Source organism: Chachezhania antarctica (assembly GCF_003646465.1).
Taxonomy (GTDB): Bacteria; Pseudomonadota; Alphaproteobacteria; order Rhodobacterales; family Rhodobacteraceae; genus Chachezhania; species Chachezhania antarctica.
Window position 1 is genome coordinate 22,001 of sequence record NZ_QZEX01000020.1, and the last position, 25,330, is coordinate 47,330.

The 25,330-nt window shown below is 64.9% G+C and carries 21 protein-coding genes; 6 read left to right on the forward strand and 15 right to left on the reverse strand.

Annotated features, from left to right (window positions below):
* Window positions 1–26 precede the first annotated feature (26 nt).
* Window positions 27–1,259, reverse strand: coding sequence for a 3-hydroxybenzoate 6-monooxygenase (locus D4754_RS22600; RefSeq protein WP_121068326.1), 1,233 nt, complete (start codon window positions 1,257–1,259; stop codon window positions 27–29).
* A gap of 425 nt (window positions 1,260–1,684) precedes the next feature.
* On the opposite strand from D4754_RS22600, the gene D4754_RS22605 reads away from it, so the two are divergent.
* Window positions 1,685–2,662 carry an NAD(P)H-dependent flavin oxidoreductase gene (locus D4754_RS22605; protein WP_121068328.1) on the forward strand — a complete coding sequence of 326 codons (978 nt, stop codon included), beginning with the start codon at window positions 1,685–1,687 and terminating at the stop codon, window positions 2,660–2,662.
* A 98-nt stretch (window positions 2,663–2,760) separates the two neighbouring features.
* On the opposite strand, the gene gyrB is transcribed toward D4754_RS22605, so the two are convergent.
* The 9 genes from gyrB to mutM form a co-directional block, all read right to left on the reverse strand.
* A complete protein-coding gene (gene gyrB, locus D4754_RS22610) occupies window positions 2,761–5,178 on the reverse strand; it encodes a DNA topoisomerase (ATP-hydrolyzing) subunit B (protein WP_121068330.1) in 2,418 nt (805 codons plus the stop codon).
* Between the two features lie 147 nt (window positions 5,179–5,325).
* Complete coding sequence (locus D4754_RS22615) at window positions 5,326–5,946, reverse strand: LysE family translocator (protein ID WP_121068332.1); 621 nt, start codon at window positions 5,944–5,946, stop codon at window positions 5,326–5,328.
* Entirely contained in the window at window positions 5,943–6,491 is a 549-nt protein-coding gene (locus D4754_RS22620; RefSeq protein WP_121068334.1) for a DUF1697 domain-containing protein, read from the reverse strand. The genes D4754_RS22615 and D4754_RS22620 overlap by 4 nt, the downstream gene beginning before the upstream one ends.
* A complete protein-coding gene (gene recF, locus D4754_RS22625) occupies window positions 6,488–7,585 on the reverse strand; it encodes a DNA replication/repair protein RecF (RefSeq protein WP_121068336.1) in 1,098 nt (365 codons plus the stop codon). The genes D4754_RS22620 and recF overlap by 4 nt, the downstream gene beginning before the upstream one ends.
* Window positions 7,586–7,657: 72 nt before the next feature.
* A complete protein-coding gene (gene dnaN / locus D4754_RS22630) occupies window positions 7,658–8,776 on the reverse strand; it encodes a DNA polymerase III subunit beta (protein ID WP_121068338.1) in 1,119 nt (372 codons plus the stop codon).
* A 446-nt stretch (window positions 8,777–9,222) separates the two neighbouring features.
* On the reverse strand, window positions 9,223–10,623 hold the full coding sequence (gene dnaA, locus D4754_RS22635; protein ID WP_121068340.1) for a chromosomal replication initiator protein DnaA: 1,401 nt from the start codon (window positions 10,621–10,623) through the stop codon (window positions 9,223–9,225).
* 622 nt (window positions 10,624–11,245) lie between these two features.
* A complete protein-coding gene (gene rpsT, locus D4754_RS22640; protein ID WP_121068342.1) occupies window positions 11,246–11,509 on the reverse strand; it encodes a 30S ribosomal protein S20 in 264 nt (87 codons plus the stop codon).
* 167 nt (window positions 11,510–11,676) lie between these two features.
* Entirely contained in the window at window positions 11,677–12,453 is a 777-nt protein-coding gene (locus D4754_RS22645; protein WP_121068344.1) for an enoyl-CoA hydratase, read from the reverse strand.
* Between the two features lie 63 nt (window positions 12,454–12,516).
* The gene (gene mutM / locus D4754_RS22650) at window positions 12,517–13,368 is read right to left on the reverse strand and encodes a bifunctional DNA-formamidopyrimidine glycosylase/DNA-(apurinic or apyrimidinic site) lyase (protein ID WP_121068346.1); all 852 of its coding nucleotides are present in this window, start codon (window positions 13,366–13,368) and stop codon (window positions 12,517–12,519) included.
* A gap of 91 nt (window positions 13,369–13,459) precedes the next feature.
* Between mutM and ubiE the strand changes: the two genes are divergently transcribed.
* Window positions 13,460–14,212 (forward strand): bifunctional demethylmenaquinone methyltransferase/2-methoxy-6-polyprenyl-1,4-benzoquinol methylase UbiE, encoded by a 753-nt coding sequence (ubiE, locus tag D4754_RS22655; protein ID WP_121068348.1) that lies wholly within the window; start codon window positions 13,460–13,462, stop codon window positions 14,210–14,212.
* A 3-nt stretch (window positions 14,213–14,215) separates the two neighbouring features.
* Entirely contained in the window at window positions 14,216–15,742 is a 1,527-nt protein-coding gene (ubiB, locus tag D4754_RS22660; protein ID WP_121068350.1) for a 2-polyprenylphenol 6-hydroxylase, read from the forward strand.
* 63 nt (window positions 15,743–15,805) lie between these two features.
* On the opposite strand, the gene D4754_RS22665 is transcribed toward ubiB, so the two are convergent.
* On the reverse strand, window positions 15,806–16,981 hold the full coding sequence (locus D4754_RS22665) for an acetyl-CoA C-acyltransferase family protein (RefSeq protein WP_121068352.1): 1,176 nt from the start codon (window positions 16,979–16,981) through the stop codon (window positions 15,806–15,808).
* A gap of 192 nt (window positions 16,982–17,173) precedes the next feature.
* Between D4754_RS22665 and D4754_RS22670 the strand changes: the two genes are divergently transcribed.
* Complete coding sequence (locus D4754_RS22670) at window positions 17,174–18,361, forward strand: glycine C-acetyltransferase (RefSeq protein WP_121068354.1); 1,188 nt, start codon at window positions 17,174–17,176, stop codon at window positions 18,359–18,361.
* 26 nt (window positions 18,362–18,387) lie between these two features.
* Window positions 18,388–19,419 carry an L-threonine 3-dehydrogenase gene (gene tdh / locus D4754_RS22675; protein WP_121068369.1) on the forward strand — a complete coding sequence of 344 codons (1,032 nt, stop codon included), beginning with the start codon at window positions 18,388–18,390 and terminating at the stop codon, window positions 19,417–19,419.
* Window positions 19,420–19,557: 138 nt separating this feature from the next.
* Here tdh and D4754_RS22680 read toward each other — a convergent pair whose 3' ends face one another.
* From D4754_RS22680 to D4754_RS22690, 3 genes are all read right to left on the reverse strand, one after another.
* Window positions 19,558–20,289: a metallophosphoesterase gene (locus tag D4754_RS22680; protein WP_121068356.1), complete on the reverse strand. Its 732-nt coding sequence runs from the start codon at window positions 20,287–20,289 to the stop codon at window positions 19,558–19,560.
* A gap of 157 nt (window positions 20,290–20,446) precedes the next feature.
* Window positions 20,447–22,042: a phosphoglycerate dehydrogenase gene (gene serA / locus D4754_RS22685; RefSeq protein WP_121068358.1), complete on the reverse strand. Its 1,596-nt coding sequence runs from the start codon at window positions 22,040–22,042 to the stop codon at window positions 20,447–20,449.
* Window positions 22,043–22,149: 107 nt separating this feature from the next.
* Window positions 22,150–23,304: a phosphoserine transaminase gene (locus D4754_RS22690; RefSeq protein WP_121068360.1), complete on the reverse strand. Its 1,155-nt coding sequence runs from the start codon at window positions 23,302–23,304 to the stop codon at window positions 22,150–22,152.
* A 170-nt stretch (window positions 23,305–23,474) separates the two neighbouring features.
* On the opposite strand from D4754_RS22690, the gene serB reads away from it, so the two are divergent.
* Window positions 23,475–24,350 carry a phosphoserine phosphatase SerB gene (serB, locus tag D4754_RS22695; RefSeq protein ID WP_121068361.1) on the forward strand — a complete coding sequence of 292 codons (876 nt, stop codon included), beginning with the start codon at window positions 23,475–23,477 and terminating at the stop codon, window positions 24,348–24,350.
* 101 nt (window positions 24,351–24,451) lie between these two features.
* Here serB and D4754_RS22700 read toward each other — a convergent pair whose 3' ends face one another.
* Window positions 24,452–25,081: an RNA ligase family protein gene (locus D4754_RS22700; protein ID WP_121068363.1), complete on the reverse strand. Its 630-nt coding sequence runs from the start codon at window positions 25,079–25,081 to the stop codon at window positions 24,452–24,454.
* Between the last annotated feature and the right edge of the window lie 249 nt (window positions 25,082–25,330).

The window sequence follows — 25,330 nt, forward strand, 5'->3', positions numbered from 1 at the left end:
CCGTGCTTCTGAACCGGCCGACCGCGTCACGCACTGCGTTTCGTTTCGGTCGATACGGCGCCCTGCAACCCGGTGCTGCCGTAAAGCCAGTCAAGATCGTCATACCAGTCCTGCGGTGTCTTTGCGCGCATGATTTCATTGCGCAAAGCGGCGTGGGCGTGGTCCGGATGATAGATGTGCTGCCCGATCTCGCGCGATTGCAACTGCACCCGCGCCGTGCGCAGCCGCCGCCGGTTCTGATAGCTTTCGAGGATCGCGGGAACCGCCCCCGGATCGCCATCGAACCCCGCCTCGAACTCGGCCGAAAGCGCCACGGCATCTTCCATCGCCATGCAGGCACCCTGCGCCATGTACTGCATCATCGGATGCGCGGCATCGCCCAGCAGGGCGACCTTGCCGTCGGTCCATGTCATCACCGGATCCCGGTCGCACAGCACCCACAGCTTCCAGTCCCGGCCCTTTTCGATCACCTGCCGCGCCCTGGGGTGGACATGGTCGAACCCCTTCGCCACGTCCTCGTGGCTCACCGGTTGCCCCGCCACCGGTTCCGGCGCGTCGTTGTGATAGGTCACGACAAGATTGAACGTCTTCCAGCCCGACAGCGGGTAATGCACGATATGGCATTTCGGTCCGGCCCACAGCGTCGCCGCGTTCCAGCGCAGATCTTCAGGCATCTCCTCGGTCGGGATGACCGACCGGTAGGTGGTATGCCCCGAAACCCGCGGCGCGCCATCGTCCAGCATCTGCGCCCGGATTTTCGACCACAGCCCGTCGGCGCCGATCACGGCCACGCCCGTCACGATCTCGCCGCTCTCCAGAATGGCCGAGGCGCTGGTGTCGTTCTGTTCATAGCCCACCACGGCCGAAGACGTCCGCAGTTCGACCAGCGGATGATCTTCGCAGGCCCGCAGGAACACGCCATGCAGGTCGCCGCGATGCACCACGGCGTAAGGGTTGCCCATCCGCGCGCGGAAATCATCGCCCAGCGGCACGCGCGTGACCTCTTCCCCCGTCGTCGCATCCATCAGGCGAAGGTGTTCTACATAGACCGCCATCGCCCGTGCGGCATCGCCCACGCCAAGGTAGTCGAACGCGTGAAACGCATTGGGGCCAAGCTGAATGCCCGCCCCGATCTCCCCAAGTTCAGACGCCTTTTCCAGCACCACCGAAGCAATGCCCCGCTGCGCCAGGCCGATGGCCGTGGCTAGCCCGCCGATGCCGCCGCCGCAGATCAGAACAGGCGCCGCAGGGGCGGTCATGAATGGCACAGCATCCCCGGTGCCAGATGGCCAAGGGATGCACGAGAGGCGTGCCGAGCATATCGGATTGGTTTGATCACCGGTCTCCTCCCCTGCCGGATCGCACGTCGGAACCAGTATAACGTATATCTAATTCCGTCAACGAAACCTGCGCTCCTCCAGCGCGACGCCCATTGAATTGTTACGAACGTGGCGCACTTTTGGAATTTTTGCAACGCAAGACATGGGGCATCCACCAAATGAGTGCCGTTCGTTTCAATACCTGTCCCGCCCGAGGGCCTGGGCGGAAAATTACCTATGTAATTCAATTGCCTAATGCACCCCGGAAACGGAGAATGCCGCGGCCGGCAACGGCTGAACCTTTCATGTTCACGTTGATCCGTTCACGCTAAACTCGGCCGATCAATCACGAAAGGCGCCTGATCATGCCGGCACTCTCCACCCGTTTCACCGAACGCTTCGGCCTGGATCACCCCATTGCGCTGGCGCCCATGGACAAGATTTCAGGCGGACCGCTGGCCGCCGCGGTGTCCGAAGCCGGCGGGCTGGGGCTGATCGGCGGCGGCTACGCCGATGCCGCTTGGATCACCGATGCCTTCGCGCAGGCTGGGAACCGCCCCGTGGGGATCGGACTGATCACATGGGCCGCGCTACGGGCGCCCGGGGCGTTCGAGACCGTGTTGAACAGCAATCCGCGCGCCCTGCTCGTCTCCTTCGGCGATGCCGAACCGCTGGTCGTGGCTGCCCACGCCCGCGAGATTCCCGTCCTGTGGCAGGTGCAGACTTTGGCGCAGGCGAAACAGGCCATGGAAGCCGGGGCCGAGGTGATCGTGGCACAGGGGCAGGAGGCCGGCGGCCACGGTGGCGCGCGGGGGCTCATGTCCCTTCTGCCCGCGATCCGTGACATGGCCGGCCCCGACCAGATCATCCTTGGTGCCGGCGGCATCGCCGACGGGCGCGGGCTGGCGGCCGTGCTGATGCTGGGCGGCGACGGAATAATGATGGGCACCCGCTTCTGGGCCTGCCGCGAAGCGACTGGCCCCGACGTCGCCAAGCAGCGCCTGACGGAAACCGGCGGGGACGCGACCGTGCGCTCCAGCGTCTTCGACGTCGCGCGCGGTCTGGACTGGCCCCGGCAGTTCACCGGGCGCGTGGTCCGCAACGATTTCCTGAACCGCTGGCATGACGACATGGCCGGTCTGGAAGCGCAAGCCGGGGCCGAACAGGCACGCTATGCCGCTGCGGACGACACCGACTACACCACCCGCGCCCTGATCGCAGGAGAGGCGCTGGACCTGATCCATGACCTGCCGAGCGCGGCAGAGATCGTCAGGAAGACCAGCACCGAAGCCGCGGCCCTGCTGAACGGTGCCCGGCGCTATTCAGGCGGGACGGCAGGGTAAAGACCCACGCTCCCGCTTCAAGCATTTCGACAGACAGTCAAAGATCCAACGGACGGCAGCGTGAAGACTGCCGTCCAAGTGCCTGCGATCTTGCTAATTCAGAAGTCCAGGTTTTCGACGCTCAGCGCGTTCTTCTGGATGAACTCGCGGCGGGGTTCCACCACGTCGCCCATCAGCTTGGTGAAGATGTCGTCGGCTTCGGCCATGTCCTCGACCCGGACCTGCAGCAGCGTGCGGGCGTCGGGATCCAGCGTGGTTTCCCACAGCTGGCCGGGGTTCATTTCGCCCAGCCCCTTGTAGCGTTGCAGCGTCAGGCCCTTTTCGCCTTCCTCCAGGATCGCCTTCAGCAGATCCAGCGGGCCATAGATCACCTGCGACCGGTCCTTGCGGACCAGCGTCGCGGGGGTGGCATAGGTGTCCTGCAGGGACTGGGTGAAACTGCCGGTCCTGCGCGCCTCGCCCGACCGCAGCATCGGGCCGTCCAGCGTGCGAACCTCTTCCACGCCGCGCAGGATACGCGCCAGCCGGATACCGTGATCCTGCGTGATCCGGCCCGTCCAGCCGCGCTCGTATTCCAGCGCGATCATGTCGAGCCGCTTGGCCACCAGATCGGCCACACCCTGAAGATCGGCATCCACCGCGCCGGGCACGAAGGCACCGGCGATGGCCGCCTGTTCAAGGATATGTTTCGGGTAATGCGTTGGGAACGCTTCCAGAACCCGTTTCAGCTGCCGGGCTTCCAGCACCACGCGCGCCAGGTCGGTTCCGGTGATCTCCTCGCCCGAGCCCAGCCGCAGCACGACGCCATCGACGCCCTGATCGATCAGGTAATCGTCCAGCGTCGCCTGATCCTTCAGGTAGACCTCGGACTTGCCGCGCGCCACTTTGTACAGCGGCGGCTGCGCGATATAGAGGTACCCGCCTTCGATCAGCTCCGGCATCTGGCGGTAGAAGAAGGTCAGCAGCAGCGTACGGATATGGGCGCCGTCGACGTCGGCGTCGGTCATGATGATGACCTTGTGGTACCGCAGCTTGGCGATGTTGAATTCATCCCGCCCGATGCCGGTTCCCAGCGCCATCACGAGGTTCCCGATCTCCTGCGAGCCCAGCATCCGGTCGAACCGTGCGCGTTCCACGTTCAGGATCTTGCCCTTCAGCGGCAGGATCGCCTGCGTGCCCCGGTCGCGCCCCGTCTGGGCCGAGCCGCCGGCGCTGTCGCCCTCGACAAGGAACAGTTCGGTCTTGGACGCATCCTTTTCCGAACAATCCTTCAGCTTGCCGGCCAGGAAGTTCACGTCCATCGCCGATTTGCGCCGGGTCAGTTCGCGGGCCTTGCGGGCCGCTTCACGGGCCAGCGCCGCCTCGACGATCTTGCCGACGATGTGCTTGGCCTCGCTCGGATGTTCCTCGAACCACGCCGTCAGCTTTTCGCTGACAAGGCCCTCGACGGCCGGGCGCACTTCGGAAGACACCAGCTTGTCCTTGGTCTGGCTGGAGAATTTCGGATCCGGCACCTTGACCGACAGCACGCAGGTCAGGCCTTCGCGCGCGTCGTCACCGGTAAAGGTCACCTTTTCGCGCCGGGCGATGCCGCTTTCCTGCGCGTATTTCGTCAGCGTCCGGGTCAGCGCGCCGCGGAAGCCCGCGATATGGGTGCCGCCGTCGCGCTGGGGGATATTGTTGGTGAACGGCAGGACGTTCTCGTGGTAGGTATCGTTCCACCACATCGCGACCTCGACGGTGATCCCGTCGCGTTCGCCCTCGATGAAGATCGGATCGGGCAGCAGCCCGGATTTCGACCGATCGATATAGCGCACGAATTCCTTCACACCGCCTTCGTAGTGCAGTTCGCTCCGCAGCGGTTCGGCGGGGCGTTCATCGACCAGCAAGATGCGCACGCCGGAGTTCAGGAAGGCCAGCTCCCGCAGGCGGCGCTCCAGGATCTCGAACGAATATTCCAGGTTCGAAAACGTCTCGGTCGAGGCCAGGAACCGCACTTCCGTCCCGGTCTTGCCCTCGGACGGGCCGACGCGGGTCAGGTGCTGCACGGTGTCGCCATGTTCGAAGCGGGCCACGTGTTCGCTGCCATCGCGCCAGATGCGCAGTTCCAGCCACACGGACAGCGCGTTCACGACCGACACGCCCACCCCGTGCAGACCGCCCGACACCTTGTAGGAGTTCTGGTCGAATTTGCCGCCCGCATGCAGCTGGGTCATGATCACTTCGGCGGCGGACACACCTTCGCCTTCGTGGATGCCCACCGGGATTCCGCGCCCGTTATCGGTGACGGAAACCGAGCTGTCGGCGTTGATCTTGACCTCGACATAGTCGGCATGACCGGCCAGCGCCTCGTCGATGCCGTTGTCGACCACCTCGTAGACCATGTGGTGCAAGCCCGACCCGTCATCGGTATCGCCGATATACATCCCCGGGCGTTTACGCACCGCCTCCAGGCCCTTGAGAACCTTGATAGAATCGGCGCCGTATTCTTCGGGTGATGCTTTCGCGTCGGACATCCAAAACTTCCTTCGTAATTTTGTCACCTTATACGAATCCTGACCGGGAATGTCACGGTCTGACGGCCGGAATCGGCCATTAAGACAAAGGAAATCACGGGCCCCGACGCCCGGCCGGAAACACGGCTTTCGGGGCTCACGGCCCGGTCAGGTAAAGGGCAGGATCAGCCCCACCACGATCAGCAATCCGCCCGAGATCAGGTTCATCCGCCGCAGCCCTTCCGGCGTGGCAAAGCGCAGGCGCAGGCGGTCGACCATGAAGGCGAAGGCGAAGTTGCCCAGCAGCGGGATCACCATCGAAAGCGCCACCACCGCGGCGATGTCTAACGGGCCCAGAACGCTCATGTCGAAGAAACCGGGCAGGACGACCATGTAGAACAGGATCGCCTTCGGGTTGGCCAGGATCACCATGACGCCGGCCGCAAACCCCGCCCAGATGCCGGGCCGCGTCAGCCGGCTTTCCGTCTCGACCCGGGCGCGGGCGTTGCGGATCGTGTTGATCCCCATCCACAGGAACACAAGGCACGCGCCCCAGCGCAGAACATCGGCGGCAAAGGCGACCTCGGCCACCACCCAGGCCATGCCCAGCATCGCCAGCAGTGGCCACAGCATGTCGCCCACCGCGACGCCAAGTGCCAAGGGCCAGCCCGCCTGGAACCCGCCCGCAACCGTCCGCGCGATCACCGCCAGCCACACCGGCCCCGGTGTCAGGAACAGCGCCAGCAAGCCCCCGGCATAAAGGACCAGATCCCACGGGTTCACGTTCATCGCAGCGTCTCCACAAGGGCGGATATCGCCTCGACCGTCCGCCAGTTGCGCCCGGTCACGGGGATACCCGCCAGCTTTTCCATCGACGCGGCCAGTTTCGACCGGCCGATCCCCGACGGCGCCCAAAGCCAGATCGCCCCTTGGGTATGGCCGAATTCCTCGTCCGGGCCTGCCACCGCGAAGAACGGCGCCAGCCGCGGCCGGTCGGCGCCCGGATCCCTGATCGCGCCGTCGAAGAAGAAGACATGCAGGCATTTCGGATCGGCTGTACCCATCCGCGCCGCGAACGGGTTCCGCGCCACCCGCGCGGTCCATTCCTCGGCCGTCAAGGCAAAGACCTGGGGCCGGACCCCCTGCGCCGCCTCGATCCTGTCGGCCAGGGCCTCCGGATCCACGGCCGGGGTCACCACCGCGTTGCCGCTCTGGATATAAGTCTCGGCCCGTTCGGCCCCCAAGCCCATCAGGTGCGCCTTCAGATCGGCCATGGACAGCGTGCCATGCCCGCCCACATTGATGCCCCGCAACAAGATCACCTGGGCCGTCATGTCACCGCCTCCACCCGGCTTGCGCCGCCCTCGTCATGCACCACGAACCGCTGCGCCCGGTCTCCCAGATCCTCGAACAGCTCCGGCCCCGTGCCGGTCATCCACGCCTGCGCGCCCAACGCACAGATCTCGTCATAAAGCGCCGCGCGCCGGTCGGCGTCCAGATGCGCCGCGACCTCGTCCAGAAGCAGGATCGGCGGCGCGCCCATCCGATCCGCCAACGCCCGCGCATTGGCAAGGATCAGCGACACCAGCAGCGCCTTCTGCTCCCCCGTCGAACAATCCCGCGCCGGCACCCCCTTGGCCGCGTAAACCGCCGCCAGATCCGCCCGGTGCGGCCCCACCAGCGACCGCCCCGCCGCCAGATCCCGCCCCCGGCTCTCTGCCAGCAAAGCGGCCAGATCGGCGGCCGAGCCCGGCCGCTCCGCCGGTTCCAACGCCAGATCGGCCACCGGAAACGCCGTCTCTGCCGCCGCCTGCGCTGCTGCGATCAATTCCAAAGCCTCGACCCGCCCGCGATCCAGCGCCACCCCGGCCTCGGCCATCTGCGCCTCCAGCGCGCCATACCAGCCGGGATCGCGCACCTGGTCGCGCAGCAGCCGGTTCCGCTCCCGCATCGCCTTCTCGTAGGTCAGGGTCACGGCGCCATGGTCGGGGTCGAAGCTCATGGCGATCCGGTCAAGAAACCGCCGCCGTCCTTCGGCGCCTTCGGTCCACAGCCGGTCCATCGCCGGCACCAGCCACAGGACCCGCGCGATCCGCCCCAGCGCCAGCTGCGCCGCCGCCTTCCCGTCGATCCGCACGGCGCGCGACGCGCCCGGCTCCGCCCGCATCTCGATCTCGTGCACCTGCCCGCCCGCGACCAGTTCCCCCCGCAGGGACCAGCCGACCGATGCCGGCCGCCGCGCCAGATCCTCCGCCACCGCCCGACGCAAACCGCGCCCGGGCGAGAACAGCGATACCGCTTCAAGGATATTGGTCTTGCCGGCCCCGTTGGGCCCATACAGCGCCACCGGCCGTCCATCCAGCGCCAGTTCCGCCCGCGGGTGCGAGCGGAATTGCGCCATTCGCAACCGCTCCAGCACCGTGCCCACTCCGAAATCGGTCGAAAGGAAAGGCGCGCGCCGGCCCTTCTTCTTTCTCTAAATACTCAAACTCGCCGTCCGCTACACGCGCATCGGCATGACGACATAGACCGCGCTCAGATCATTGCCTTCGCGCATCAGCGTCGGATCGCCCGACGTGTTGAACATGAAGACAGCGTTCTCGCGGTCCACCTGGCTGGCGATCTCCAGCAGGTACTTCGCGTTGAACCCGATCTCCAGCGCCTCGTCGCCATAGGCCACGGCCAGCTCTTCCTCGGCCGCACCGCTGTCGGGCGCGTTGACCGACAGGATCAGCCGATCCTCGCCCAGTTGCAGCTTCACCGCGCGCGACCGTTCCGACGACACGGTCGATACCCGGTCCACCGCCTTGGCGAATTCGCCCGCGTCCACTTCCAGCCGCCGCGTGTTGGCATGCGGGATGACCCGCGTGTAATCCGGGAAGGTCCCGTCGATCACCTTCGACGTCAGCGTGATCTCCGGCGTGGCAAAGCGCACCTTGGTTTCCGACACCGACACCGCAATCTGCGCGTCGTCATCGTCCAGAAGCTTGCGCATCTCGCCCACGGTCTTGCGCGGCACGATCACGCCCGGCATCTCGTCCGCACCATCGGGCAGATCCGCGTCGATCCGCGCCAGCCGGTGGCCGTCGGTGGCCACACAGCGCAGCACCCGGCCGCCATCGCCATCGGCGACATGCATGTAGACACCGTTCAGGTAATACCGCGTCTCTTCCGTCGACACGGCGAATTTCGACTTGTCGAACAACCGCCGCAACACCCCGGCCCGGGCCGAGAAATTCACATCGTATTCCGACGTCGCCATGACCGGGAAATCCTCGCGCGGCAGCGTCGCAAGCGAGAAATTCGACCGTCCTGCCTCCACCGTCAGCCGGCCTGCGGCGGTATCGGCGGTCACCGTCACCTGCGCGCCATCGGGCAACTTGCGCACGATCTCGTGCAGGGTCGTGGCGGCCACGGTGGTGGCGCCCGCGCGCTCGACCATCGCGTTGGCCTTGTCGACGACCTCGATATCCAGATCCGTCGCGCGGAAATGAACCTGGTCGCCCTCGGCCTCGATCAGCACGTTGGCCAGGATCGGGATCGTGTTGCGCCGTTCCACGACCGACTGTGCCTGCGACACCGCTTTAAGGAGGGCTGCACGCTCGATGCTGAACTTCATGACTTGGGTCCCCTGGCGATCCACTGCGACTGCGGGGCCTGCCCCGCCCGGCCGATCCAGCCGGAAAGCCCCCGAGGGCCGGCAATCGTCCACCCCGGCCTCAGGGACCGTCACCGTAGCGCCTTGTCCGCCCGACACAAGCCGTTTCCAGTCGCTCGGGAAAATTTCCTGTAGGGTGAGGATACCGGGCAAAAGTCGTGTGAATTTGCTGCACCCACCACACCCTGTCGTGGTCACGGCGCAGGCTACGCGCCAACCCGCGTCCTCTTCCTTGGTCCCCAGATACCTCGGGGAAGTCCGCGACAGCGGACGGGGGCATAGCCCCCTGCCCCAGCCCCCCCAACAGGGCCTCCCGGATACGAAAAAAGGTGCGTGGACACCACGCACCCTACGGCAAGTTTTCCAGGGCTGGCGTAGGGTGCGTGCTCTGCACGCACCGTAACCGGTTACGCCTCCAGCGCCCGGCGCAGGATCTCCAGATCCTCGGCGATCTGCGCGTCCACCGCCATCAGCTCCTCGATCCGGCGCACGCCGTGGATCACCGTGGTGTGGTCCCGCCCGCCGAACCTGCGCCCGATCTCGGGCAGCGAGCGCGAGGTCAGTTGCTTGCACAGGTACATCGCGACCTGCCGGGGCCTGGCATAGCTCCGCAGACGTTTGGGCCCCACGATATCGCTCATCCGGATATTGTAGTGCTCGGCCACCTTGCGCTGGATTTCCTCGATCGTGGTCTTGCGTTCCGATGCGCGCAGCACGTCGGCCAGGCAATCCTGGGTCAGGTCCATGTCGATGGGCCGGTCCACAAGCGAGGCGAACGCGAAGAGCCGGTTCAAGGCACCTTCCAGCACCCGAACGTTGGTCGAAATCCGCTGCGCCAGGAATTCCAGCACACCCGACGCGATGCGCACGTCTTCATAGGTCTGGCGGTACTGCTGCACCTTGGCTTGCAGGATGCCCAGCCGCAGTTCGTAATCCGTGGGATGCAGATCCACGACCAGCCCGCATTGCAGGCGCGACTTCACCCGTTCTTCCAGATCCTTGATCTCGCCGGGGGAGCGGTCGGCCGAGATGATGATTTGCTTGTTCTGGTCCACAAGCGCGTTGAACGTGTGGAAGAACTCTTCCTGCGTGGAATCCTTGCCGGCGATGAACTGCACGTCATCGACCATCAGCACGTCGACCGACCGGAAGAGGTGCTTGAAATCCATCATCTTGCGTTCGCGCAGTGCCTGCACGAAGCGGTACATGAACTGCTCGGCCGACAGGTACAGCACGGTCAGATCCGGCTGGCCCGACCGCAATTCCCACGCGATGGCATGCATGAGGTGCGTCTTGCCCAGGCCCACGCCGCCGTACAGCACCAGCGGGTTGAACGTGACAGGGCCGCCTTCGCTGACCCGGCGCGCGGCAGCATGCGCCAGTTCGTTGGGCTTGCCGACGACGAACTTGTCGAAGGTGAACCGCGCGTCGAGCGCCGCGGCCTGAAGCGTTTCGGCGGGATCGAGGGCGTCAGGGGCAGCGGCGCGCCCGGTCTCGGCCGGGGGCGTGCTGGCAGGCTCCCCCACGCTGTCCACCTTGGCGGGGCTGCTGGGACGGTTCGGGGTGTTGGCAGCCACCCGGAACGCGATCCGCTGGACGCATTCGCCCGCCGAATTGAGCACCCGCAGGATATCGTCTGCGAAATGCTGATTGACGTAATTGCCCATGAAGGCCGACGGCACGTCGAACAGTGCCACGCCGTCCTCGAGATCCGCGAACTCCAGCGGCTCGATCCACGCCCGATAATTGTTCTGACCAACCGCCTGGAGCAGCCGCTCCCGCAACTGACCCCACTTTTCCTGTGTCATTCCACGCCTCACGCTTCCCATGTCCGACCCTTTGGGCCGTCTCATTACTTTTGTCCGCCGGGTTTCCCCGGATGGATTCAGGCACGGGACAAGTGGACGCTGGCAGACCACTACCATACGCGGCCGCACGAAACGGCCAACAGTCCGATTGCGCAAACCTCTGCTGTTCGCGTGATCCGGCAAAGATGGACCATGCGAGCGTGCGCAGTGCGCGACACCAACGTTCTTGTCATGACAGGGCCGGTCCCGCGGGGCAAACCACGGAAAGCAGCAGGCTGACCTGGGTCGCAATCGACCCCTCTTGCCATGCTCCGCAACCTACCGATGCCCGTCGGTCGATCCCGGAAGCAGCCTGTCCCCCCAGCGAATGAATCGCAGGGATATAGGTAGCAACTTGGCGTCGCTCCCGGCAACGAAACTATGATGTTGACTCGGACCAAACCGACAAAGAATCTCTCGCCCTTGCAGCATCGGCCCAAAAGGCGTCAGATTGCACAAAAAAAGGCACCACAAACTGCGATGCCTTTGAAAAATATGATATTTTCTCATCTTTTCACGAACCGGCCCCCGCTTGCGCCGTTTGCGCCCGCGGAAGGAAACCGGTTGAGAAACAGGGGCTAAGTCAGCCCAGCGCCTTCACACGCGACGACAGGCGGGACATTTTCCGCGCTGCAGTATTCTTGTGCAGAATGCCCTTGGTCACGCCGCGCATCAGCTCGGGCTGAGCAACTTGCAGGGCGTTCTTTGCGGCTTCTTTGTCACCAGAGGTGATCGCTTCCTCGACGCCGCGGAGGAAGGTACGGATGCGCGAACGGCGGGCCTTGTTGACGGCAAAGCGGGCCTCGTTCTGGCGGGCGCGCTTCTTTGCCTGAGGCGAGTTTGCCATGTAATATTCGTCCTACTGTCTGATCCGACCGCCATATGGGCCGGACATAGAATTCCGGATGTGATCTGAAGCCGCGTCTCTAGACGCGAGTCGCGGCCAAGTCAACTGTGGATCGGGGTCTTTTCGTCGTTGCGGGAACGGGCGTCAAGAGCCCGTTCCCGCGGGGCTCATTTATCCCGAAACTGCGCTTCGCGCTTTTCAAGAAATGCGGCCATGCCTTCCGTCTGGTCTTCGGTCGCGAACAGCGAATGGAAAAGCCGGCGTTCGAACATGATGCCCTCGTGCAGCGGCGTCTCGTAGGCGGCGTTCACCGCTTCCTTCGCCGCCATAGCGGTGATCATGCTCTTCTCGGTGATCTTCTGGGCGGCGGCCATGGCCTCGTCCATCAGTTTCTTGCCCGGCACCACGCGGCTGACCAGGCCCGACCGTTCCGCTTCCTCGGCCGTCATGAAGCGGCCGGTCAGGTTCATGTCCATGGCCTTGGCCTTGCCCACGAAGCGGGTCAGGCGCTGCGTGCCGCCGATGCCCGGAATGACGCCCAGGTTGATCTCGGGCTGGCCGAACTTGGCGTTCTCGGCCGCGATGATGAAATCGCACGCCATCGCCAGTTCGCAGCCGCCGCCAAGGGCGTAGCCGCTTACGGCCGCGATGATGGGCTTGCGGACAGCGGAAATCTTGTCGTTGGCCGCGGCAAAGAGGTTCTTCGAGAAGACCTCGGCATAGGTCAGCTCCGACATCTCCTTGATGTCCGCTCCGGCGGCAAAGGCCTTTTCCGAACCGGTCAGGACGATGCAGCGAACCTTCTCGTTCGCGTCGGCCTCTTCCAGCGCCTGGATCAGTTCGCCCAGAAGCGCCTGGTTCAGCGCGTTCAGGACGTCGGGCCGGTTCAGCTTGATCAGGCAGACGTGGTCTTCCGTCTCGACGACAATCGTCTCAAAGGCCATCAGGATCGCTCGTTGTTGTTAAATCAGACCTCCGTGCTTAACACGGCGCGTCCGCGGTTCAAGTTATCTTTGGCAGGCAGGGCAGTAGAACGTCGACCGCGCCGATTGCACGATCCGCGCCACCGTTCCGCCGCAGTTGTCCCGCCGGCAGGGCAGGCCCTCGCGGCCGTACACATCGAAGGAATGCTGAAAATATCCAAGCTCTCCATCGGCTTGGCGATAATCCTTCAGCGATGACCCCCCCGCGGCGATGGCATCCGTCAGCACATCGCGGATCGCCTGCGTCAGCGCCTCGATCCGCGCGCGCCCGACGCGTCCCGCCTGACGTTTAGGAGATATGCACGCACGGAAAAGCGATTCGCAGACATAGATGTTGCCCAGGCCGGCCACGTTCCTCTGGTCCAGAAGCGCCGCCTTGATCGACGTCCGCCGCCCCGCCAGCCGCGCCGCCAGGTGATCGGCGTTGAAGGCATTGCCCAGCGGTTCGGGCCCGATCCCCGCCAGAAGGCGGTGCCGGTCCATCGCATCGGTGGCCATCAGGTCCATAGCCCCGAAGCGGCGCGGATCGTTCATCGTGATGCGCGTGCCGTCGGCCATGTCCAGCACGACATGATCGTGTTTTTCGGGCGCGGCCTGGGCATGGACAAACCGCCCCAGAGGATCGCCCGAAACGGTCATCCGCCCCGACATGCCCAGATGCACCAGCAATGTCTCGCCGCCCGACAGGTCCGCCAGCAGGTATTTCGACCGCCGCCCCAGCCGCAGCACCCTCTGCCCGGTCAGCCGGTCTGCCATGCCCTCGGGGAAGGGCCAGCGCAGATCCGGCCGGTACACGCTTGCCTTGGCGATCACCTGCCCTTCCATCACCGGCGCCAATCCGCGCCTTACGGTTTCCACTTCGGGCAGTTCAGGCATGGTGACAGGGATCCCGTGACGAAAGGGGCGCATTGTGCCCCGGGCTATGCGCCCTATAACAAGGCGCAACACCACAGGACGGCAAGGCCCCATGGACGAGACCGACGCAAATACCACCCATTTCGGCTATCAGACCGTACCCGAAGGCGAAAAGGCCGATAGGGTCCGCGGCGTCTTTTCGTCGGTCGCCAGCCGCTATGACCTGATGAACGACGTGATGAGCGGCGGCATCCACCGTGTCTGGAAGGACGCGATGATGGACTGGCTGGCGCCCCGCCCCGGCCAGCACCTGCTCGACGTCGCGGGCGGCACCGGCGACATCGCGTTCCGCTTCCTGAAGCGCGCGGGCGAAGGACAGGCGACCGTTCTCGACCTGACCGCCCCCATGCTGGAAGAAGGCCGCAAACGGGCCGAGGCCGAGGCGATGTCGGACAGCCTGTCGTGGATCGTGGGCGACGCCATGGCGCTCCCGTTCGAGGACAACACATTCGACGTCTACACGATCAGCTTCGGCATCAGGAACGTGACCCGCCCGCAGGAAGCGCTGGCCGAAGCGTTCCGCGTCCTGCGCCCCGGCGGGCGCCTGATGGTGCTGGAGTTCAGCCAGGTTCCCGTCCCGATGCTGCAGAAGCTCTACGATCTTTACAGCTTCAACGTGATCCCGGGCATGGGCAAACTGATCGCGGATGACCGCGACAGCTATCAGTACCTTGTCGAATCGATCCGCCGCTTCCCGGATCAGGAGACGTTCCTGTCGATGATCCGCACCGCCGGGTTCGAAAACGCCAAGTACCGCAACCTGTCGATGGGCATCGCCGCCCTTCATTCCGGCTGGAAAATCTAGATCATGCGCGGGCCGCACAATATCTGGCGCCTCATCCGTACCGGCGCGACCCTTGAGCGTGCGGGCGCGATGAATGTCGTGCTCGACGCGTTCGAGGCGCCGACCGGCGTGCGCATCGTGGCCCGTCTCTTGGCGAAACCGTTCCAGTTCCTTGGCTATCACGGCGACCCGTCCATGCCGCCCGCGCCCCGCGCGCTGACGGCCTTGGGCCCGGCCTACATCAAGTTCGGCCAGATCCTGTCGACGCGCCCCGATGTGGTGGGCGACGAGCTTGCCGACCAGATGCGCGTCCTGCAGGACCAGCTGCCCCCTTTCCCCGTCGAACAGGCCAAGGCCGAAGTCGAACGCGAACTGGGCCAGCCGGTGGAAGACGTCTTCTCGGAATTCAGCGATCCCATCGCCGCGGCCTCCATCGCGCAGGTCCACAAGGCGCGGCTGGCCGAAACCGGTGACGAGGTCGCCGTGAAGGTCCTGCGCCCCGGCATCGAACGCGCCTTTCGCAAGGATATCGACGCCTTCTACCTCGGCGCCTCGATGGTCGAGATCTTCGCCCCCTTCTCGCGCCGCCTGCGCCCGATGGAGGTCATCCGCCATTTCGATGGCGTGGTGCGTGGGGAACTGGACCTGCGGCTGGAATGCGCCTCGGCCTCGGAATTCGCGGCCAACACGGTCGACGACGAAGGGTTCGAACTGCCCAAGGTCCGCTGGTCCTATTCCGGGCGCCGGGTGATGACGCTGGGCTGGGCCGACGGTCTGCCGCTGGGCGACAACGCGGCGCTCGATGCCGCGGGGCACGATCGCAAGGCACTGGCCGAACGGGTGCTGACGCTGTTCCTGAACCACGCCCTGCGCGACGGCTTCTTCCACGCCGACATGCATCAGGGCAACCTGAAGGTCGCGGCCAGCGGCAACATCATCGCCTACGATTTCGGGATCATGGGGCACATCGATCTCTATACCCGCCGGGTCTATGCCGAGATCCTGTATGGCTTCATCCGCAAGGATTACAAACGCGTGGCCGAAGTCCATTTCGAAGCGGGCTACGTGCCTGCCGATCAGGACGTCGACGAATTCGCCCGCGCCCTGCGCGCGGTGGGCGAACCGATCTTCGGCATGGATGCCTCGCGCATCTCGATGGCCAAGCTGCTCAGTTACCTGTTCGAGGTGACGGAACGTTTCGGCATGGAAACCCGCACCGAACTGATCCTGCTGCAACGCACGATGGTGGTGGTCGAAGGCGTGGCCCGGTCACTCGATCCGCAGATGAACATCTGGGAAGTCGCGCGCCCCGTGGTCTCGGACTACATCAAGAAAAGCATCGGCCCCCGCGCCGTGTTCCAGGACCTGGCGCATACCGCGAAGGTCATGGCCCGCTTCGGCCCGCGCCTGCCGCAACTGGTGGAATCCGCGCTAATCGCGCAGACGCAGGGCCCCTCCCTGAAACCACAAAACGCCTTGCGTCTCTGGCCGGCACTGATCGGGGCCGCCCTTGGCGGCGCGCTCGTCGCCCTGGGCTTCCTCATCGCCTGAGCCCGCAGCAGGCCGTGCCCGTCGGATGCCCGTTCTTCAACGGGCGCCCGACAGTGAACGCTGTCAGATGCGTTCGATCGCCAGCGCGATACCCTGTCCGCCACCGATGCACATCGTGATCAGCGCCTTCGAGCCGCCGATCCGCTCCAGCTCATAAAGCGCCTTCACCGTCAGGATCGCGCCCGTGGCCCCCACCGGATGGCCCAGCGCAATCGCGCCGCCATTCGGGTTCACCTTGCCCGCGTCCAGCCCAAGTTCCCGGTTCACCGCGATGGCTTGCGAGGCAAAGGCCTCGTTCGATTCGATCACGTCGAAATCGTCAACCGTCAGGCCCGTCTTCTCCATCAGGCTCCGCACCGCCGGGATCGGGCCTAGCCCCATCACCTCCGGCCGCACACCGGCATGGGCATAGCCCAGCACGCGCGCCTTCGGTTTCAGCCCGGCCTTCTCCGCCGCCTCGGCCCGCGCAAAGACAAGCGCCGCCGCACCATCGTTAATCCCCGACGCATTGCCGGCCGTGACCGAGCCATCCTTCTGAAACACCGGCCGCAGCCCCGCCAGCGCGTCCATAGTCGTGGCGCGGGCATGTTCGTCTTTCGTGAACGGCACCTTCTCGCGCCGGACCATCACGTCGACCGGGGCGATCTGGTCGGCAAACCGGCCCTCGCCCAGCGCCACCTGCGCCCGCTCCTGGCTGGTCATCGCGAAGGCGTCCTGATCCTCGCGCGTGATCTGGTGCTCGCGCGCCACGTTCTCGGCCGTCACGCCCATGTGCCCGGTCCCGAACGGGCAGCTCAAGGCCCCCAGCATCATGTCGAGCGATTTCACATCGCCCATCTTCTGCCCCCAGCGGGCATTCGTCATCGCGTAGGGGCTGCGCGACATGCATTCCGCACCGCCGGCCAGCGCGAAATCCGCGTCGCCCAGCATCAGCGACTGCACCGCCGACACCACCGCCTGCGCGCCCGACCCGCACAGCCGGTTCACGTTCATCGCCGGCGTCCCTTCCGGGATCCCCGCCTGCATCGCCGCCACGCGGCTCAGGTACATGTCCTTCGGTTTGGTATTGATCACGTGGCCGAACACGACATGGCCGATCTGACCGCCCTCCACGCCCGACCGCTCCAACGCCGCTTCCGCCGCCACCGTCGCCAGTTCGATCGGCGGCACCGAGGCAAGCGTGCCCCCAAAGGTGCCAATCGCCGTCCGCGCGCCATCAAGCAAAACAATATCGGTCATATCCGGAAATCCTCTCAATCGGTCCGCCAGCCCGGCGGATCATCTCGTCCGCAGTGATAGGACACCTCCGCCCGACTGTCAGCCGGGACAGCACGTCAGACGCAGACCCGGCTTTCCCGAAGCGCATGACGCGCCCCCTCGGATTTGCCGCGGAAATGGCTAGAGTGGCGCCACACCAACCGGAGTCGCCCCATGGTCCAGACCTTCCTCAACGACATCTCCGAGACGCTGCGCCAGATCGACGCCGACGGGCTGATGAAACGCGAACGCCTGATCGCCTCGCCCCAGGGGGCCGAGATCACAGTGGACGGGCGCAAGCTGATCAACCTCTGCGCCAACAACTACCTTGGCCTGGCCGACCACCCCGACCTGATCGCCGCCGCGACAGCCGCGATGGACCCCCGCGGCTTCGGCATGGCCTCCGTCCGCTTCATCTGCGGCACGCAGGACCTTCACCGAGAGCTTGAGGCGTCACTGGCCCGGTTCCTCGGCACCGACGATTCGATCCTGTTTGCCGCCTGCTTCGACGCCAATGGCGGCCTGTTCGAACCGCTGCTGGGCGACGAGGACGCCATCGTCTCGGACGCGCTGAACCATGCCTCGATCATCGACGGTATCCGGCTCTGCAAGGCCCGCCGCTACCGCTACGCCAATTCCGACATGGACGATCTGGAAACGCAGCTGAAAACCGCCCGCGCGGACGGCGCGCGCCACGTCATGATCGCCACCGATGGCGTCTTTTCCATGGACGGCTACCTGGCCAAGCTGCCCGAGATCCGCGCACTGGCCGACAGCTACGATGCCGTGGTGATGGTCGATGACTGCCATGCCACCGGCTTCATGGGCCCCAAGGGACAGGGCACACCCGCCCATTTCGGCATCCGCGCCGATATCCTGACGGGTACGCTGGGCAAGGCCCTGGGCGGCGCCATCGGCGGCTACATCGCCGGGCCGCAACCGGTGGTCGACCTCCTCCGCCAGCGCGCGCGGCCCTATCTGTTCTCGAACGCGCTGCCGCCGTCGATCACCGCCGCCGGGCTGACCGCGCTGAAGCTGGTGGAACAGGGCGACGCCCTGCGCGCGCAACTGTTCGAAAACGCCACCTACTGGCGCGCGGGGCTCGAAGGGCTGGGCTTTGACCTGCTGCCGGGCGAACACCCGATCATCCCCGTCATGCTGGGCGAAGCGAATCTGGCGCAGGCCATGGCCAATGCGCTCTATGACAACGGCGTGCAGGCGTCGGGCTTCTTCTTCCCGGTCGTGCCCAAGGGCACCGCCCGCATCCGCACGCAGATGAACGCGGCCCTCACCCGCGACGAACTCGACCGCGCGCTCGACGCCTTTGCCAAGGCCGGCAAGACGTCCGGCGCTTTGGGCTGAAGGACCAAGCCATGACAACGAACCAGATGAAAGCGCTGGAGAAGAGCCACCCGAAGGAAGGCCTCTGGATGGTCGAAGCCCCGGTGCCGGAAATCGGCCCCGACGAGGTGCTGATCAAGGTGAACATGACCGGGATCTGCGGCACCGACATCCATATCTGGAACTGGGACGACTGGGCCTCGCACACCGTCCCCGTACCCATGATCACCGGCCACGAATTCGCGGGCGAAATCGTGGAGCTGGGCCGCGACGTGACCGGCCTGGCCATAGGCCAGCGCTGCTCCGGCGAAGGCCACCTCGTGGGCACCGACAGCCGGCAAAGCCGGTCGGGCAAGTTCCACCTCGATCCGGGCACCCGCGGCGTGGGCGTGAACGTGCAGGGCGCCTTCGCCCAGTACCTGCGCCTCCCCGCCTTCAACGTCGTGCCCCTGCCCGACAACATCCCGGACGAAATCGGCGCGATCCTCGATCCCCTTGGCAACGCCGTCCACACCGCGCTCAGCTTCAATCTGTTGGGTGAGGACGTGCTGATCACCGGCGCCGGCCCCATCGGCATCATGGCCGCCGCCGTCGCCCGCCGCGCCTCGGCCCGGAACGTGGTGATCACCGATGTGAACCCCGACCGGCTGGCGCTGGCGCGCGAGGTCGCGGATGTGCGCACCGTCGACGTGTCGCAGGAAAGCCTGCACGATGTCGTCGCCGAAATGGGCCTGAAGCAGGGCTTCGACGTCGGGCTCGAGATGTCGGGCAACCAGACCGCGCTCGACCAGATGTGCGAGGCGATGGTGATGGGCGGCCGCATCGCGCTCCTTGGTATCCCGCCGGGGCTGGCGCCGATGGACTGGTCGAGAGTCGTCTTCAAGGCGCTGACCATCAAGGGCGTCTACGGCCGCGAGATGTTCGAGACCTGGTACAAGATGATCGCCCTTCTGCAGAACGGCCTCGACGTGTCGAAGGTCATCACCCACCGCTTCCCCGTCGCCGAGTTCGAACAGGGCTTCGCGGCGATGAAATCCGGGAAAAGCGGCAAGGTCGTGCTCGACTGGCGAGACGCCTGAGGCAGGTATCCCCCGCCGGATCGCCTCCGGCGGGAGTATTTCGGGAAAGAAGAAAACCGGGTGCACCACCCCATGTTCTTCTTTCCGCAAATACTCCGGGGGAGTCCTCCCGGAACGGGAGGGCGGGGGCAGCGCCCCCTATTCGGGCCGCAGCGGTACCCGGCCGTCCGGGGTCAGCAGCCAGCAATCGCGGCCTTCGAACACCGCCGGATGCAGCGTGCGCCCGTAGCCGGTGCCGGCGTCCAGATCCACGCGGTTGCCGAAATGCGCCGGGTGTTTCAGCGCCGTGTGGCCGTGGATGACGAGCCATGGATGCCGGGTTGTGTCTTCCAGAAAGCCGTCGCGGATCCAGATCAGGTCGCCTTCGGCCTGTCGGGCCAGCGGCACGCCGGGGCGGATCCCCGCGTGGACGAACAGCAGCTCTTCCCGTTCAAGGTAAAGCGGCAGGTCCGCCAGGAACGCCCGGTGCGCGGGGGGGACCGCGGCCGCCGCCTCGACGCGGATCTCTTCGACCGCGCGGTCGTCGGCGCCCGTCACGCCATAGGAGGCCAGCGTCGCCTTGCCGCCCAGGCGGTCATCGAAATAGCTGAGCCGCGACGCGATATGCGGGTCGTGTTCCACGCCTTTGCCCACGAAGTTCTCGAACATGTCGTCGTGATTGCCTTTCAAAACCGTCCAGCGCCGTCCCGCTGCCCGGCCCTCGATCAGGCGATCCAGAACGCCGCGCGACTCCGGCCCCCGGTCCACGAGATCGCCCAGGAAGACGATCTGCGCGCCCGCGCCGCCGTCGGCCTCGATCAGGGCAAGCGCGCGGTCGAGTTCTTCCAGATGGCCGTGAATGTCGGCAATGGCATAGATCGGTTCGGACATTCCGGTCTCCTGTAGTGTCGCCCTCTCCTAGACCAGCCCGCAGCGGGGCGGAACCACTGGCGCCGGGATTCAGGTATTCGCGTGCGGCAAGCCCGCCCGAAACGGAAAACGGGCCGCGCGATGGCGGCCCGTTCCTGAAATCTGTGTCGATCCCGGATCAGGCGACGTCGAATTCCAGTGCCTTCACCTGCCGGAACATGCCGGTTTTGCGCAGATGGTCCAGAACCGGGGTCGGGATCGGCGCGTCCACGTACAGAAGCGCGATCGCCTCGCCCCCGGCCGACGCGCGGCCCAGCGTGAAGTTTGCGATGTTCACGCCGTTCGTCGACATCGTGTTGCCCAGCGTGCCGATCATGCCCGGCTGATCCTCGTTCGTGGTATAGAGCATGTTGGCCCCGATCTCGGCATCGATGTTGATGCCCTTGATCTGGATGAACCGCGGCTTCCCGTCCGAGAACACTGTCCCCCCGATCGACCGTTCGCGCGTGTCGGTGACCATCGTCACCTTGATGTACCCTTCGAACGCGCCCGACTGGTCCTGCTTGGTGGTCGAGATCTGGATCCCCCGCTCCTTCGCCACGACAGGGGCCGACACCATGTTCACGTCCGGCGTCACGGTCTTCATCATGCCCGCGATCACGCCGCAGTTCAGCGCTTCAAGGTTCATCTCGGACACGGAACCATCATACAGGATGTTCACGGCCTTGATCGGCTCGTCCGTCATCTGACCGATGAACTTGCCCAGATGGTCCGCCAGTTTCAGCCACGGGCCCATGATCTTGGCTTCCTCGGCCGTCACCGACGGCATGTTCAGCGCGTTCGACACGGCCCCCGTCAGCAGGTAATCCGACATCTGTTCCGCCACCTGAAGCGCCACGTTTTCCTGCGCCTCCGACGTGGCCGCGCCAAGGTGCGGCGTGCAGACGACATTGGGCAGACCGAAGAGCACGTTTTCCTTCGCAGGCTCTTCCGAGAACACGTCGAACGCGGCGCCGGCGACATGGCCCGATTTCAGCGCCTCGGCCAGCGCCTCTTCATCCACCAGACCGCCACGGGCACAGTTGACGATCCGCACGCCCTTCTTGGTCTTGGCCAGGTTCTCGGCCCCCAGGATGTTGCGGGTCTGGTCCGTCAGCGGCACGTGCAGCGTGATGAAATCGGCGCGCTTCAGCAGGTCGTCCAGTTCCACCTTCTCGACATGCATCGCCTTGGCGCGGTCTTCGCTCAGGAACGGATCGTAGGCCACGACCTTCATCTTCAGCCCGCGCGCCCGGTCGCAGACGATCGACCCGATGTTGCCCGCGCCGATCACGCCCAGCGTCTTGCCGGTGAGTTCCACGCCCATGAACTTGGACTTTTCCCACTTGCCGGCATGGGTCGAGGCGCTGGCCTCCGGGATCTGGCGCGCAACCGCGAACATCATCGCGATGGCATGTTCGGCCGTCGTGATGGTGTTGCCGAAGGGCGTGTTCATCACGATGATGCCCTTCTTCGATGCCGCGGGCTTGTCGATATTGTCGGTCCCGATCCCGGCGCGGCCGATCACCTTCAGGTTGGTGGCCGCTTCGATGATCTTTTCCGTGGCCTTGGTGGCCGACCGGATCGCCAGACCGTCATACTGGCCGATGACCTCCAGCAGCTTGTCCTTGTCCTTGCCAAGGTCGGGCTGGAAATCGACGTCAATGCCACGGTCCTTGAAGATCTGGACGGCGGCGTCGGACAGTTTGTCGGAGATGAGAACTTTGGGTGCCATGTCAGTGGTCCTTGAACGGGGGCGCAGAGATGCGTGGCAACCACGCACCCTACGGGATGTCTTGGGGTAGGGTGCGTGGTTTCCACGCACCATTCGCTTTCAGGGGGTCAGGCCGCTTCGGCCTGCGCCGCGATCTCGGCCTCGAAGGCCCAGTCGAGCCACGGCAGAAGCGCCTCGATATCCGCGGTTTCCACGGTCGAGCCGCACCAGATCCGAAGGCCCGCCGGGGCATCGCGATAGGCGCCGATGTCATAGGCCACGCCTTCGGCATCCAGCCGGTTGGCAATCGCCTTGGCAAAGGCCGCGCCATCGCTGATCCGCGCGTCGGTGAACTTCAGGCAGACCGAGGTCGTCGACCGCGTCGCCGGGTCTTCCGCCAGGAAATCGATCCAGTCATGGCTGTCCACGAACGCCGCAATCGCGGCCGTGTTCGCATCGGCGCGGGCGATCATGCCTTCAAGCCCGCCGACGGATTTCGCCCAATCGAGCGCAACAAGGTAATCCTCGACCGCAAGCATCGACGGGGTGTTGATCGTCTCGCCCTTGAAGATGCCTTCGTTGATCTTGCCGGCCTTCGTCATGCGGAAGATCTTGGGCAGCGGCCATGCGGGCGTATAGCTTTCCAGCCGTTCCACCGCGCGGGGGCCCAGAACCAGCATCCCGTGCGCGGCTTCCCCGCCCAGAACCTTCTGCCAGGAGAACGTGACGACATCCAGCTTGTCCCACGGCAGCTCCATCGCGAAGGCGGCCGAGGTCGCGTCGCAGATGGTCAGGCCTTCGCGGTCCGCCGGGATCCAGTCGCCGTTCGGAACCCGGACGCCCGAGGTGGTGCCGTTCCACGTGAAGACGACGTCATTGGTGAAATCGACGGAAGCAAGGTCCACGATCTGGCCGTAATCGGCCGTCTTGACCACGGCATCAAGCTTCAGCTGCTTGACCACGTCGGTGACCCAGCCGGCGCCGAAGCTTTCCCAGGCCAGAAGCTCGGCCCCGCGGGCGCCCAGCATCGACCACATGGCCATCTCGACCGCGCCGGTGTCGGACGCGGGCACGATGCCTACGCGGTAATCGTCGGGGATGCCAAGGATTGCGCGCGTCTCGTCGATCGCGGCTTTCAGCTTTTCCTTGCCGATCTTGGCCCGGTGGCTGCGGCCCAGGGCTGCATCCTTCAAGGCATCTGTCGTGAATGTGGGGATCTTGGCACAGGGGCCAGAGGAAAAACGCGGATTTGCCGGCCGCGTAGCCGGTTGAGCGATAGCCATTTCTGTTATCCTTACAGATATACGCCCCTCGTTGGGGAGGGGTGTCCCACCGCCGGACATACGCCCGGGCTCGCTCTGGCACAAGTCGCAAAATGACGATAAGGCGCCGCTTGCGGGGGCCGTGCAGACAGCAGGCCCCCGGTCGATCCGAACTTTCGAAGGCGCCTGCCATGTCCGCATTTACAGTGACCCTCCTCACCGATCCCGCAGCCCCCGCGCTCGATCCCGCGCTGGCGGAAGCCCTGCGCAACGCGTGGGGCGGGGGAGAGATCCGCTGGCTGGCGCCCGACGAGGCCGCGGAATTCGACCTCCCCGCCCTGCCCGACAACCGCGATTCGGTCTGGTCCGACCTGCAGGCGCAACGCGTCGACATGGCGATCCAGCCCAGCGAAGGGCGCCGCAAGAAGATGCTGCTGGCCGACATGGACAGCACCATGATCGAACAGGAATGCATCGACGAACTGGCCGAAGTCGCAGGCGTCGGCGAACACGTCCGCGCCATCACCGCCCGCGCCATGAACGGAGAGCTCGATTTCGACGGCGCCCTGCGGGAACGGGTGGGCCTGCTGAAGGATCTCGACGCCGCCGTCATCGACCGGGTCGTGGCCGAACGGATCACCTATCGGTCAGGCGGCGACGCACTGGTCCGCACGATGAACGCCACCGGCTATACCGCGCTGGTGTCGGGCGGCTTCACCGCCTTCACCGCCCGCGTGGCTGCCCATCTGGGCTTCAACGAAAACCGCGCCAACACGCTGGAAATCGCGGATGGCAAACTGACGGGCGTCGTCACCCCCCCGATCCTTGGCCGCGAGGCGAAGATCGTGGCGCTGGAAGAGATCACCGCCCGGCTGGGCATCGCCGAATCCGACGTGATGGCCGTGGGCGACGGCGCCAACGACCTCGGCATGCTCCACCGCGCGGGTGCGGGCGTGGCGCTCCATGCCAAACCGGCCGTCGCCGCGCAATGCGACCTGAGGATCAATTTCGGCGATCTCTCCAGCCTGCTGTTCCTGCAGGGCTACTCTGCTGCCGAGTTTCGCTGAGCGAGGTCCCGGTGCGAAAGGGAAAACGGCCGTTCGTGGCCGGAGCCGCGATTGGCCGGAAAGAGCCCCCTACCTCCAAAGTTGCTTCACAGCGGAGAATGTCAGCTGTCCTGGCGGAGGCCGTTCTTGACGATCTGAGCCCTTGTCCAATGCGTGTCGCTCTGGACATGCCCTTCACGGACATATTTCGCGATATGCGTGGCCATATCGCTTTCAACAAACGATGAAACCAACCTTACAACAAAGCCTTCTTGTTTCTCCAAGTCTAAGTGGTCGAGCACCAATTTTATCGCAGCGTCATCGAACCGACCTCGGTGAAGGATAGGGACAGATTTCACGCCCAATTCCTCAAAGCGGCCCATCGTATTATCCCAGCATTGGACTTCGTTGTTTACGATCCATGCAAAGCCGAGGAAATAGGATGGCAAATCTTCATAAGCCACAGAATGCTTTGCAAACAAGTATTCCCCTACAATCCTTTCATCGCGGGAAAGGCTTGGCGAAATGCCAGCCGCGTAGGCCTTCATCCAGTCGCGAGATGCGTGGTATCCGCTGTCAGGGCTTCGAGCATGACAACCACCAGCGAAGATAGTCGTGTTCTCGCCGTCCATCTTTTCGGTGAAAACGACTTCGTCGGCGCCCTTTAGATGGGTAAGGTCTTGAATGACCTTGTCATCACTCCCGACACCCGGGGAGGCAGGCAAGTGGAATGTACGTCCGTATTTCTTCATGCAAATCTAATGGCAGAACTGCTTCGCAGAAGGAAGAGCGCACCGAAGCGGTCCTTCAATCGGAGATGCCGAACGGCGGTAAGGTCCGCCGTGCGGCCATCCGAACAGGCTGCGCCGAATGACGGCTTCTCTAATTGGGCGTTTTGGTCAAGCTCGTTTTCCTTGTTGTTTGGGATCTCTGTCACTCATCCGGGTCACGCTTCTCTTCGCAGTCTGGTTGATACCACGTGGGGCATCGCTGCACGCATG